10 protein-coding genes are annotated in these 13,423 nt (G+C 26.0%); 8 read left to right on the forward strand and 2 right to left on the reverse strand.

Going from position 1 to position 13,423, the window contains the following annotated elements:
• The first annotated feature begins 22 nt into the window (after positions 1 to 22).
• The 7 genes from ACPKM0_RS09795 (at position 23) to ACPKM0_RS09825 (ending at position 10,540) form a co-directional block, all read left to right on the forward strand.
• Positions 23 to 1,546 (forward strand): response regulator transcription factor, encoded by a 1,524-nt coding sequence (locus ACPKM0_RS09795; protein WP_472475499.1) that lies wholly within the window; start codon positions 23 to 25, stop codon positions 1,544 to 1,546.
• Positions 1,543 to 3,270 (forward strand): sensor histidine kinase, encoded by a 1,728-nt coding sequence (locus ACPKM0_RS09800; RefSeq protein WP_472475501.1) that lies wholly within the window; start codon positions 1,543 to 1,545, stop codon positions 3,268 to 3,270. Before ACPKM0_RS09795 ends, ACPKM0_RS09800 begins: the two co-directional genes overlap by 4 nt.
• A 155-nt stretch (positions 3,271 to 3,425) precedes the next feature.
• Positions 3,426 to 5,012 (forward strand): sulfatase family protein, encoded by a 1,587-nt coding sequence (locus ACPKM0_RS09805; protein ID WP_472475502.1) that lies wholly within the window; start codon positions 3,426 to 3,428, stop codon positions 5,010 to 5,012.
• Between the two features lie 13 nt (positions 5,013 to 5,025).
• Positions 5,026 to 6,429, forward strand: coding sequence for a sulfatase family protein (locus ACPKM0_RS09810; protein ID WP_472475504.1), 1,404 nt, complete (start codon positions 5,026 to 5,028; stop codon positions 6,427 to 6,429).
• A gap of 10 nt (positions 6,430 to 6,439) precedes the next feature.
• Positions 6,440 to 7,957 (forward strand): sulfatase family protein, encoded by a 1,518-nt coding sequence (locus tag ACPKM0_RS09815; RefSeq protein WP_472475506.1) that lies wholly within the window; start codon positions 6,440 to 6,442, stop codon positions 7,955 to 7,957.
• 263 nt (positions 7,958 to 8,220) lie between these two features.
• Positions 8,221 to 9,510, forward strand: coding sequence for an HD domain-containing phosphohydrolase (locus ACPKM0_RS09820; protein WP_472475507.1), 1,290 nt, complete (start codon positions 8,221 to 8,223; stop codon positions 9,508 to 9,510).
• A gap of 22 nt (positions 9,511 to 9,532) precedes the next feature.
• Positions 9,533 to 10,540: a sensor domain-containing diguanylate cyclase gene (locus ACPKM0_RS09825; protein ID WP_472475509.1), complete on the forward strand. Its 1,008-nt coding sequence runs from the start codon at positions 9,533 to 9,535 to the stop codon at positions 10,538 to 10,540.
• A 33-nt stretch (positions 10,541 to 10,573) separates the two neighbouring features.
• Here the strand turns inward: ACPKM0_RS09825 and ACPKM0_RS09830 are convergent, their stop codons facing one another.
• Positions 10,574 to 11,245 carry an HAD family hydrolase gene (locus ACPKM0_RS09830; protein ID WP_472475510.1) on the reverse strand — a complete coding sequence of 224 codons (672 nt, stop codon included), beginning with the start codon at positions 11,243 to 11,245 and terminating at the stop codon, positions 10,574 to 10,576.
• A gap of 121 nt (positions 11,246 to 11,366) precedes the next feature.
• Here ACPKM0_RS09830 and ACPKM0_RS09835 point away from each other — a divergent pair, with 121 nt between their 5' ends.
• Complete coding sequence (locus ACPKM0_RS09835) at positions 11,367 to 12,002, forward strand: GyrI-like domain-containing protein (protein ID WP_472475512.1); 636 nt, start codon at positions 11,367 to 11,369, stop codon at positions 12,000 to 12,002.
• Between the two features lie 60 nt (positions 12,003 to 12,062).
• Here the strand turns inward: ACPKM0_RS09835 and ACPKM0_RS09840 are convergent, their stop codons facing one another.
• Positions 12,063 to 13,394, reverse strand: a complete 1,332-nt coding sequence (locus ACPKM0_RS09840) for an alpha-amylase family glycosyl hydrolase (protein WP_472475514.1) — start codon at positions 13,392 to 13,394, stop codon at positions 12,063 to 12,065.
• Between the last annotated feature and the right edge of the window lie 29 nt (positions 13,395 to 13,423).

Genomic DNA, 13,423 nt, shown 5'->3' on the forward strand with positions numbered 1-13,423 from the left:
TATCATAAAGATGGGAGGACTGATGTATAAAGTTTTAGTAGTTGATGATGAACAATGGATTAGAAAATGGTTAGTCAAAATAATCCCAACCTTCTCTGATAATGTTGAAGTAGTTAATTCTTTTGATAATGGTGAAAATGTTATTGAAGAAATTCAAACACATGATATAGATATAGTAATTAGTGATATTAGAATGCCAATAGTAGGTGGGCTTGAATTAATTAAAATAGCTAATGAAAAAAACCTTAAAACTAAATTTATATTAATCAGTGGATATGATGAATTTGAATATGCTAGAAGTGCTCTTAAATTAGGTGTCGTTGATTATTTACTTAAACCAATTGAGAAATTAGAGTTAAAAAAAGCCCTTCAAAAAACAATAGGTTTAATAGAAAGTGAAAAAAATAGTAAAGGAAGTTCTGATCTAGTACAAAGTGCAATTTATAAAATATTAAGCAGATATATTTACGATGGTGATGAGACTGAACTTAAAAATATAAAAAATATTTGTACTAAAAATGGTATATCTTATGACTATATTAAAATTGGTATAATTCAATCAAATTATATTAACAGTGATGAACAAATAGTCAAAGAAGTATTAATTAATAAAATGAAAGATAAATTAATAAAAGATCTTAAATTGTTAATTTTTGTAGACAGTTTGAATTATTTCTATATTATTTTTCATCAAGGAAGTGTAGATAATCTAGAAATCTTGTTTGATAATTTAAATAGGGAATTAGAAAACCAAAATGGTAAAAATATTGCAAAAACAATCTATAGCCCTTGGTTTAGAGATACTGAATCTATCCCTTATTATTATAAAGAAATGAAGATAAAACTAGAGAACTTGAATCAACTAAATATAAATACAAGTAAATCAAAGTTAGAAGAAATTAAAAATCATTTAAATAAATATATTTCAACTCATGATGAAATTTCTATTAAGAACTATATTGAATTTATAAAAGAAGAATCTTTAGAAGAAATTATTAATGTAGATGATGTTAGAATTATGTTGTTTAATTATATAAGTAATATAATTAATGAGTTAAATGATATTAATGATGAGTCTACTAAAAAATATATTAATGAAGGATATGATTTTTGCATAAAAGTTTATAATTATTCAAATCTAAATGCTATGTTTGATTGGATTGAAGATTATTCAATTAGAGTAATTAATTTTTTAACTCAACATGAAATTTTTGATGTTTCTCAAATCGTAAAACAAGTATATAAACAAATGCAAAATGATTATGGGAAAGATTTAAGTTTGTCGGTAATTGGTGATAAATATAAAATAAATTCTAGTTATTTCAGTAAGAAATTTAAGGAACAAATTGGTGAAAATTTTGTTGATTGTTTAACTAAGATAAGAGTTGAAGCATCAAAAGAATTGTTGTTAAAAACTGATAAACCTATAAAAGATATTGGCATAGAGGTAGGATTTAAAGATTCTAAATATTTTAGCAAAGTTTTTGCATTAAATATGGGAGTCAGTCCTTCTGTTTTTAGAGGCGAGAATCGAAATAATATATGATAAATTTAAAAAGTAGGATAGGAAAAAGAATTTTCTATTCTTTAATGCTAGTTTCAGTAATTCCATTAGTTGTTATGTTTATATACATATCAAGTGCATACTATGGCAATTTAAAAGCAGCTACTATTGAAAGAGAATTAATGGTTCAAAAACAAAGTGCAGAAAATTTATCTGTTTTTTTACAAAAAGCTGAATTTATTACAAACGAATGTTATGACCCATCAATTCAAGATATACTTGATAGACCTACAATTACATTAATAGATCAAGTAAATAATCAAAATCAATTAATGAATTTCTTTAATATTAAAATGGATTTATTCAATATCATTGATAAAATGGATAGTATTTCTATTCTTGCTAAAGATGATACGCTTTATTACATAAAAAGAGGTACTGGAAGTATTTTAGAAGATCCTACTTTATTCCCAAACAAAGAGACCTTTAAAGCAATTTCAATAGATAAACTTGATAAAGCTTATAAACATCAAATTCTTTTTAGTGATAATAAAGGAGAATTATATTTAGCTAGGCAAATAAAAAATCCTGATACTAATACTTATTTAGGTATTATTTTATTACAATTTAGTGTTAATAGACTCTCTGAATTATTTCCACTTCATTTAGTAAATGAAGATAATCATATGTTAATTACTAATAATGACGGTGAAATCTTATATTCTGATTTGGGTTTAAATGCTTCCTCTTTAGAAGAATATAAAGAATTAGAAAAAACTAATAAATATTTAATCAATAATATAGATTATAATAAACAAGGTTTTAATATTTCATTGTTAGTAAATGAGCGAGATCTATTGAGAGCAGTAGATAAGCTTAGGGCAATTACTATTTTATTAATAGTATTAAGCTATATAGCTGTAATTATAATTGCAAGAAAAATTTCTCAAAGTTTAGTTAGACCGATTGCCAAAATTAGAAAAGGGATTGATAAAATATCTAGTGGTGATTATTCCTATAAATTAAATATTGAAAGTACTGATGAATTAGGTGATGTTGCTAAAGCTTTTGAAAATATGTCAAATAAAATTGATGTATTAATTAACGAAGTATATGCAACTGAATTAAGTGAAAAAGAAGCAACAATAGCTTCATTAACATCTCAAATTAATCCTCATTTTTTATATAACACTCTCGATATGGTAAAAAGTATGGCAGAAATTGAAGGGAATGAGGATATAAGTGATATTGTAAAAGCTTTATCAGTACTTTTTAGATATTCAACAAAAACTGATAGACTTATAGTAACTGTAGCTGAAGAAATTGCTAATTTAGAAAATTATATTAAAATAATTGATGCTAGATTTGGTTCTAAAATTAGATTCAAAATACATTGCCCTGATGAAGTTAAGAATTGCAATATAATTAAACTATCTCTACAACCCTTAGTTGAAAATTCTATCCAGCATGGATTATTAGAAAGAAATAATAGTGGGACTATTATTATAAATATTACAAAAGAAGATAATTATTTAAAAATAATAGAACAAGATAATGGAAGTGGTATGAAAGTAGAGGAGTTTAATAAACTTCAAAATGATTTAAAGCTAGGTAAAACAGTAAAATCAAATAAATATGGTGGTGTTGGAATTAGAAATATAAATGAAAGAATACGACTATATTATGGTGAAGATTATGGAATTAATATATTTAATTATCCAGAAAATGGATTAAAAGTTGAAATGATTATTCCTTTATATCAGTAAAAAATAAAAACTAATTATAAAACACATATATTACTAATTTTAGTCAAAATAAAAGGATAGAAACTATAATTTTTATCCTTTTTTGTTGCTTTTTTAAAAGTTATCATAGAATTGGATAAAGAATAATAAAGTAAAAAATAAACTTAGGACTATATATGTCAAAAAAAAAGAATGTTTTGTTAATAATCGCTGATCAGATGCGTTTTGATACTATAAACGCATTAGGTTATGAAGATGTAATTACACCCAATCTAGATAGATTAGTAAATAGTGGTTGTAGTTTTACTCATTGTTTCTCTTCTAATCCTGTATGCATGCCAGCACGTCATGATTTATTAGTAGGCCTTCCATCTTCTTCACATGGATATTTAGCAAATAGAGAAATGCCAATAAAAGATTATGGACTTCCTACATTACCTAGAATATTTAGTGAGAACGGATATAGAACAGCAGCTATTGGGAAAATGCATTTTTATCCAGCAACAATGCATCATGGATATAGTGAAATGCATTTAATGGAAGAATTGCCAAAGGTTAGAGAGAATGATGAATATGCAATGTATCTAAAAGAAAATGGGGAAGAACAAATTCAAAATATTCATGGAATTAGACCTGCTCTTTATCATGAACCACAAATAGCACAAGTAGATTATCCTTTATATGAAACAAATTGGATTAAAGATAGAACAATAAAATGGCTTGAAGATAATAATAACAATCCTTTTTTTCTAGCTGTAGGTTTCATTAAACCTCATCCTCCATGGGATATCCCTAAAGGCTATGAAAATTTATATAAAGATAAAAAGCTAAGAAAATCAGTTGAAAAATCACGTTTGTTTTTTGATCATCCTGAACATAATATTTGGTATGGTGACGATGATAGTGAAGAAGAAAAAGAGAAGATTAGAAAAGCATATTATACTTCAATTACATTAGTTGATGAGAGTGTTGGAAATATTTTAGATTATTTAGAGGCTAATAATTTAGTAGATGATACCTTAATTATATTTACAGCAGATCATGGTGAAATGTTAGGAGATAAAGGTTATTACAGTAAAGAACTTCCTTATGATGGTTCTGTTAGAGTGCCTTTAATCATGAGTAATAAACACCTTTTTAAACAAAATAGTAAAAATAATGATTTAGTTGATTTAATTGATATATTCCCTACATGTTTAGAAGCTGCAGAATTACCTATTTTAAAAAATCTTTATGGGTCTTCTTTACTTGATACTAAAAAAGGTAAAGATAGAGAGTATGTATTTAGTGCAAGTGGTTTTCTCTCTACTAAACGATTTGTTATGTGTCAAAATAAGAAATATAAATATGTTTATCATTATAATGGTGGTTTTGAAGAAATCTATGATTTAGAAAATGATAAATATGAAATTAATAATTTAATAAATGAAATGTTACTTTCTAAAGAATTAAAAGAATTTAGAGAAAAAGTATTATTGTATGAAAAAGAATGGGGTCCATCTAATTGTGTTGTTGATAATAAATTAGTTTCTTTTGAAACAGAGATGTTTGACCCATCCGTTCATGGTAAATACCATAAATGGAGTAATTTACAATTCCAAAAATTTATAGAAAAAGATTTTAGAGATAGAAAAAAACAATTTTTATGTGAGTTTGATAAAGCAATGAGCCATAAGGAATTTGAAACATCAAATCTTGAATATAAAAAAATGTTTAATGAATGCTTAGAACAATTTAGTAATGATACTTTAGAAAAATATTAGAGGGGATGGGAAAATGAAAAAGAGGCCAAATATATTATTTATTATGACAGATGAGCAAAAAGCTAATTGTATTGGATATAATAATAAAGATGTAATAACTCCAAATTTAGATGCACTTAAAAATGATAGTATTAATTTTTGCAATGGATATACTACTAATCCAAGTTGTGTCCCAGCTAGAGCTGCGATGTTTAGTGGGAAATATCCTTCTCTCTGTGGTGCTCCTGCCTATATTACCCCTTTAGAATCTAATGAGACAACATTTATGACTAGGTTAAAGAATTCTGGATATCATACAGCTGTATTTGGTAAACAACATTTTGCTGGTGCTGATGTTGAACATGGATATGTTGAAGAGACAATTGTTGATAATCATTATCCTCATTTTGATGAAGAAAATGCATATACTAGGTTTTTAAAAGCTAATGGATTTAGTAAAAATGAAGAGCTTTTAGAAATAGATGATAAGTTTACTTGGAAATGGATAGCTGATGAGAAATATCATGTAGATGCATTTGTAGGTGATAATGGTGCAAGATGGATAAAAGAAAATGCAAATATGGATAAACCTTGGTTTTTTACACTTAGTTTTCTAGGACCTCATCAACCATATAATGGAATTAATTTGAGCACAGAATCATTATATGATGAAACAGAATTCACATTACCAAAGTCAGTTCAAGATGACTTAAAAAATAAACCTAATTATTATATGGATCAACTACTAACAGGAAGTGGAAATCCTGGACAAATGCCAGTAATTAATGCAACTGAAGATCATATTAGACATACTCTAAAATCTTACTATTCTACTATGAGCTTTATAGATCAAAAAATAGGAATAGTAATTGATGAATTAAAGAAGAGTGGACAATATGATAATACAATAATTTTCTATACATCTGATCATGGAGATTACATGGGTGAATATGGAATGTTTGGTAAAGGTCAATATTTATCACAAGCTCTAATGAGAGTCCCTTTACTTATGAAACCTGCTATTAAAGATTTTGAAGGTAGAGATGATTATCGAGTTGCTTATAACTATGATATCGCTCCTACTTGCCTAGCTGCTGCTGAAGTAAATATTCCAAAAGAAATGACTGCAAAAAGTTTGTTGCCTTTGATAAAGAAAGTAAACTTAACAAGAGAAGAAATTGATCATCAAATAACATATTTAGAGGCAAGTAATGTGAGAGGAATAATAAGAGATAATTTTAAATTATATTATTACTGTGACAGAGAATATGGTGAACTATATGATTTAAAAAATGATCCTGAAGAGAGATTTAATTTATATAAAGAAGATAAATACTTAAAAGTAAAATTAGAATTAAAAGAATTGTTATTAGACAAATTAATTTACTTAGGTAGAAATTCTTCAAGCCCTTGGAACTATAGTGCTCCATTAATATAAGTGAGAAACAATGAGTAATAAAAAAAAATATAATGTGTTACTAATTACAAGTGATCAACAACATTTTGATACAATAGGTAAATTTAACAAAGAAATTAAAACGCCAAATCTCGATAGATTATGTGAAAGTGGTACCTGTTTTGATAGAGCTTATACTGTAAATCCAACATGTACTCCAGCAAGAGCAAGTATAATTACAGGTAAGTACCCATCTCAACATGGAGCTTGGACTCTTGGAACAAAATTAGATGAAAATTGTACAACAATAGGTGAGCTAATGCAAAAAGAAGGTATTAAAACTTCATTAATTGGTAAAGCTCATTTTCAACCTTTAGAAAGCAATGATACTTATCCTAGTTTAGAAGCTTATCCAACTCTCCAAGATATTGAATTTTGGAAAACATTTGATAAAGATTTTTATGGTTTTGAAGATGTTAAACTTGCTAGAAATCATACCAATGAATCTCATGTTGGACAAAATTATGTTGCATGGTTAAAAGAAAATGGGTGTGATAATTATAAAGATTATTTTTTACCACCTACAGGGAATATGGATATTAATCAAAAATATATTTGGGATATACCTGAAAAATATCATTATGATAAGTGGATTGCAGAGGAAACTAATAACAAACTTGAAGAATATAGTAAAAATGGTAAGCAGTTTTTTTGTTGGGCTAGTTTTTTTGATCCTCATCCTCAATATTTAGTCCCTAAAAATTGGGCTAATATGTACGATAGTGAAAGTTTAACTTTACCAAAATTGGTTGAAGGTGAATTACTAAATGCTACTGATCTACATAAATTAACTCAAGAAGAGAATCCTGATTTCTCAAAATATAGTGATAGTGGTTGGGCAATTCATGGATGTCATTCTCAATTAAAAAATGAAAAAGAAGCTAAAAAAGAATTAGCTATTTATTATTCTATGGTTAGTTTAATGGATAAGTATATTGGGAAAATATTAGACAAACTAGATGAACTAAATTTAACTGAAAATACTCTTATTGTTTTTACAACAGATCATGGTAATTTTATGGGACAACATGGGTTGTATGAGAAAGGGCCTGCAGTTTATGAAGATGCTATAAAAATTCCATTTATTGCATCTCTTAAAGGTGTTATAAAAGAAAATGTTGTAAATAGTTCATTGCAAAGTTTAGTTGATTTACCAATAACTTTCCTAGATTATTGTAATCTGTCCATTCCCTTTGATTTTACTGGTGTTAATCAGAGATTAGTTTGGGAGGGTAAAAAGGAAAAAGCTAGAGAACATATAATTTGTGAGCACAATCATGAAAGAAATCTTATTAATATGAGAGTGTATGTTAATAAAAGATATAAACTTGTAATTTATTACAATAATAAACATGGAGAACTGTATGATTTAGTAAATGATCCTAATGAATTAAATAATCTTTGGGATAAAGAAGAATATAGTAAGCTCCAAAAAGAATTGATGTTAAAATATATGTGGGCAGAATTAGAAAAGGAAAGTTTGTTTATGCCAAGAATTGCTCATGCTTAACAAAATAGAATAAAAGTGTAAAAATAAAAATACTAATTTATAATTATGAACTATAATAGTTATAAATTTTTTATAAATTGGAAAAAAAATATTTATTTTCATCAAATAGATGCTTTATATATTTGTTACATGTAACTAATTGTGTATACTAAATATCAAGTAGAATAAATTACATAGAATAGTATTTTCGTGATATAATTTATTTGAAAGATTTTAATATAGGGAAAAAGGGGTAATTAATATATCATAGGAGCATTTATTGAATGAAAAGAGAATATATATATTTAAAGATGAATAGGATAGTTGCAGGCGATCATATGGTTTTGCTTTATGAAAATGAAGATTATCATTCAAATACTGATGTTATTGTAGCCTATATTTTATCGCGCATTAATAGAAATGAAAAATGTATATATATAAAAGGTGGATTAAGTACTGAAATAATCATTAATAAATTAAAAAATCTTATAGATTTAGATTCAATACTAAAAAATGAACAACTTTTAATATTAGATAAAGAAGATGCATATTCAAAAAGTGGAACTTTTAATGCTAGAAAAATGATAGAATTAATTAAAACTATGTCTAAAACTGCCCTTGCTGAAGGTTTTAGTGCTTTAGCTATTACTGGAGAAATAAGTTGGGTTTTAAATTATAATGATGGTTTTGATAGGATTATGGAATATGAATATTTACTTAATGAGGAGATTTTTAATTCTTATCCTGTTTCAGCTATTTGTAGATATAATATAGATTCTTTCTCAAATAAAATGATCAAAAATATAATTGAAGTTCATCCAATTATTATTTATAGAGGTCTAGTTCACGAAAACCCATTTTATTTTGATGTAGTTGATTCTGATTCTGTAGATCTTGATAAATTTCAAGTTGATTCAATGTTAAACACTATTGAAAAGTTTACGTCAACAAAAAGTAGATTTAAATCTGAAATTGAAATTAAAGAAAAACAATATCAAGAGCTCCAATTAAAAGTTTTAAAAGATATGATAATAACATTAACAGGTCTTTTAGAAATCCATGATGTTTATACTAAAAATCATAGTCAAAAAGTTGCAAATTACTCACGTGAAATAGCAGAAGCTATGAACTTGAGTGAGGATAGAATAAATCAAATATATTATGCAGGTCTTGTTCATGATATTGGAAAGGCATTAATACCAAAAGAGGTATTGAATAAAAAAGGTAGATTAACTGATGAAGAATATGAATTAGTCAAATTGCATCCTTTAACAGCTTATAAATCTTTGGTAAAAAATAGTGAGTTAGAAAATTTAGCAAATATTGTTCTAGAACATCATGAAAGATGGGATGGATTGGGCTATCCCAATCATATAAAAGGTGAAGAAATTCTTCTAGAATCAAGGATATTAAGTATAGCAGACACTTTTGATGCTATGACATCAAATCGTCCATATCGTAAAGCCTTTTCTATTGAATATGCAATTTTAGAAATAGAAAAAATGGCGGGTACTCAATTTGATCCTAAAATAGCAAAATTATCTGTAGATAAAGTTTTTAATAAATTATTATAATTTTAATATATTTGAGGTGCAAATGGGAAAAACAACAAAAGTATATTTACGTGAATCTGAAAATTATAGAGAAGTAAGCATAAAAAATGAATCAATGCCTGAGATAAGTAATGAAATTATGGAAAAATGGCAAAGAATAATTAATATAATGGCAAAAATTTTAAAAGTTCCTGCCGGATTGATTATGCAAATAACAAAAGAGTCTATGGTTGTGTTTTTAAAAAGCCAAAATGAAGATAATCCATATCCTGTTGGAGGAAGTGATACTCTTGGTCATGGATTATATTGTGAAACTGTAATAGGGAATAATGATGAGCTTTTAGTTGAAAATGCACTTAATTCTAAAGCTTGGGAAAATAATCCTGATGTGAAACTTAATATGATTTCTTATTATGGCTTACCTATTCATTGGCCAAGTAAAGAATTTTTTGGAACAATTTGTGTTTTAGATTCAAAAGAAAATAAATATAGTGAGAATTATAAACAATTATTAAGTGAATTTAGAGAAGCAATAGAGGCTGATTTGAAGAATCTTATATATGAAGATAAACTAAAATTTTATGCTGATATTGATGTTTTAACATCTTCTTATAATAGAAATAAAATTGAAAAAATTTTGAAAAAGCAATTTGAAAAATCTAGAGAAGCAGGTAGTGTTTTTTCTGTTGCCATGTTAGATATTAATAAATTAAAAAAAGTAAATGATGAAAATGGCCATATTGTTGGCGATAAAATAATTAAAACTTTTGCAAATGCTTTTAAGTCAATAAAAAGTGATAATTGTAGCTTTGGTAGATGGGGCGGTGATGAATTTTTATTAATTTGTCCGAATCATGGTATTGTTGAAATAGAAAAGAAAATGAATAAAGTTTATCCAGATGTAATTAATGAAATGCAGAGTTTAATTAATTATGCTAATTATTGTTATGGATGTGCTGAATTTAAAATAAGTGATGAAAGTTATGAAAAAGTCATTACTAGAGCTGACGATGAGTTATATAAGTGGAAAAAAATATTAAAATCCAAGTAATTAATTTTCATTCTAACTAAAATAAATGTTATATTAAAATAAATTGTTTATATTTATTTGATTAAAGTGTGTAATATAAGAAGTTGTTTCTACTAGGTTGTTTACAATTTCAATATTACATCCAATGCTATTTACAGCTATAATTTTTTCTACTTGAGCATTAAATGCACTTATAATACCACTTTTTGTATCCTCGAAAACGATACTATTTTTGGGCTCAACTTTTAATCTTTTTAGTGCCTCTATATAAATTGCTGGATTTGGTTTGCTTTTGTATGTACCATCATTAGCTATAATTAATTCTCTTTCAAAGAATCTTGATAATTTAAATATTTTTTCATATTCAACCATTAATGATGGATGAGCACTAGTTGCGATAGCTATTTTAATTTTATTTTTTTTTAGATTATATAAAAGCTCTTCAGCTCCTGGTGCAAGTGAAAGTGAACTTTTATCATTATACAAGATTTTTAAGTATTCTTCATCTTTTTCATTTATCAATTTATCAATAGTTTGTTTATCGAATTTCTTATTATAAAGAACTTCTAAAGTCTCAGCAGTCGTTCTTCCGTTTAAAGTGGAATATTCTTCTCTTGTGTATTCTCTTTTTAAATTCTTTTTAATAAAATTGTACCAAGATTGAAAATTAATTTCTGAGTCCCAAAATAGAGTTCCATTGAAATCAAAAATAACTGCTTTATTCATAAAAAATCCTTTTCTTATATATTAGGGTAATATAAAATTAACTTATCATATTTATTTAAATTCAACTACATAATTGAGATGTATTTATATATCTATTTTTAATAAATAAAAGGAGCAAGAAATGATTTTTGATTTTAAGAAAGAATATAAACAATTTTATAAACCTAAAACTAAACCTGAAATTATAAGTATTCCTAAAATGAATTTTTTAGCTGTTAGAGGTACTGGAGACCCAAATGAAGAAAATGGCGATTATAAAAAAGCAATAGCTTTATTATATCCTATAGCTTACAAACTTAAGATGAGTTATAAAAGTGATTATAAAATTAAAGGTTTTTTTGAATATGTTGTTCCTCCTTTAGAAGGTTATTGGTGGCAAGAGGGGATAAAAGGTGTCGATTTATCTAAAATGGAAACCTTTAGTTGGATTTCTATAATTAGACTACCTGATTTTATTACAAAAAAAGATTTTGAATGGGCTATAAAAGAAACTACTAATAAGAAAAAAATCGATTTTTCAAAAGTAGAATTGTTAACAATTGAAGAAGGCTTATGTGTACAAATGATGCATTTAGGACCGTTTTCTACTGAGGCGGAATCTGTTGAACAAATGCATAACTTTATAAAAGAAAAGGGATATGTTTTAGATTTTAATGAGATTAGACATCATCATGAAATTTATTTATCAGATATTAGAAAGGTTGATCCAGCAAAATGGAAGACAATATTAAGACATCCTATTAAGATAAAGTCATAAGTTTTTTAGAGATATTAAATTTATATAAAAGCAAAACAAATTATTGTTTTGCTTTATATGTTATCTAGAAATTAGTATTCTACCCCAATATTTATTTATACAAATATTCTTAATATCTTTTATATTCTCATTGTTTAATTCATCGTAAAATTGTCTATTGTCATCAATTGAAATATAATCTTCATTATCATTTGGATTTATTATTACATATACAGATTCCCCTTCAAATTCTCTTTTAAATATGAATGATTTATGATATTCAATAGATATTTCTTCATAAGATCCTTTTTTTAAAGCTTTAGAATTTTTTCTAATAAAACTTAGTTTTTTTATTACTTCTTCCAAATCATTTTTTTTAGATTTAATTTCATTAATATCGATATATGGTCTTATTTGTTTATCTAAATCAATACCTTTAATTCCTTCAATTCCAAATTCACTGCCATAATATATTGATGGAATTCCAACCATTGTAAATAATAATATATAAATTGTGTATAAATATTGTGGCTTATCAACTAGAGATGCAAGGCGACTTTGATCGTGATTATCTACAAAATTATAAGGTAAAAATGAATTATATATTCCAGAATTTTTATCAAATTGTCGCTTAAGTGAATATGCTATTTCAAACAAGTTTTCTTCATTGTGGCTAGAATAAATTCCTTTAAATAATTCATAGTTTGTTGCTGAATGTAATTTTTGATTGCTGCACCAGTTTCTATAATCTCCATTTACTATTTCACCCATTAACCAAAAGTCGTTTTTCTTATAACTTGTATATTCTCTAAGTTCTTTCATAAAAGTATGGTCTAAACATTCTGCAGCATCTAATCTTAAACCATCAATTTTAAAATAATCTATCCAATATCCAACAGCTTTATATAAATAATCTTTCATATCATTATTTTTTAAATCATACTTTGGTAGTTCTAAGTATCCTGCCCAACTATCATAAGAAAAAGAATCTCCTATAGAATTAGATTCATTAAATCTAAGATTTGAAAACCAAGAGCAATAAGGGGATGCTTCTTTATTTTCAATTATATCTTTAAAAGCAAAAAAGTTTCTTCCACAATGATTGAATACTCCATCTAAAACAACTTTAATATTGTTTTTATGTAACTGTTCTATTATTTCTTTAAAATCTTCATTTGTTCCAAGTCTATTATCAATAGTGTAATAATCTGTTGTATCATAACCATGTGAGATTGATTGAAACACAGGTGAAAATAATACTGTATTACAGTTTAAATTTTTTAAATGTGGAATCCATTTTTCAATTTCCTTTATTCTGTTTATTGGTTGTGAATAATCATTATAGAAAGGTGCATTAACTGCTCCAAACGTAAAAAAATGATATATTGTTGCATCTTGATACCAATATTCCATAATTGTCTCCTTGTATTGTTGAAATACCT

The organism is Pleomorphochaeta sp., assembly GCF_050031695.1.
Taxonomy (GTDB): Bacteria; Spirochaetota; Spirochaetia; order Sphaerochaetales; family Sphaerochaetaceae; genus Pleomorphochaeta.

Bases quoted from the DNA above. Each gene is read 5' to 3' on its own strand.
- ACPKM0_RS09795 (WP_472475499.1), top strand. From the start codon at position 23: ATGTATAAAGTTTTAGTAGTTGATGATGAACAATGGATTAGAAAATGG.
- ACPKM0_RS09800 (WP_472475501.1), top strand. From the start codon at position 1,543: ATGATAAATTTAAAAAGTAGGATAGGAAAAAGAATTTTCTATTCTTTA.
- ACPKM0_RS09805 (WP_472475502.1), top strand. From the start codon at position 3,426: ATGTCAAAAAAAAAGAATGTTTTGTTAATAATCGCTGATCAGATGCGT.
- ACPKM0_RS09810 (WP_472475504.1), top strand. From the start codon at position 5,026: ATGAAAAAGAGGCCAAATATATTATTTATTATGACAGATGAGCAAAAA.
- ACPKM0_RS09815 (WP_472475506.1), top strand. From the start codon at position 6,440: ATGAGTAATAAAAAAAAATATAATGTGTTACTAATTACAAGTGATCAA.
- ACPKM0_RS09820 (WP_472475507.1), top strand. From the start codon at position 8,221: ATGAAAAGAGAATATATATATTTAAAGATGAATAGGATAGTTGCAGGC.
- ACPKM0_RS09825 (WP_472475509.1), top strand. From the start codon at position 9,533: ATGGGAAAAACAACAAAAGTATATTTACGTGAATCTGAAAATTATAGA.
- ACPKM0_RS09830 (WP_472475510.1), bottom strand. From the start codon at position 11,245: ATGAATAAAGCAGTTATTTTTGATTTCAATGGAACTCTATTTTGGGAC.
- ACPKM0_RS09835 (WP_472475512.1), top strand. From the start codon at position 11,367: ATGATTTTTGATTTTAAGAAAGAATATAAACAATTTTATAAACCTAAA.
- ACPKM0_RS09840 (WP_472475514.1), bottom strand. From the start codon at position 13,394: ATGGAATATTGGTATCAAGATGCAACAATATATCATTTTTTTACGTTT.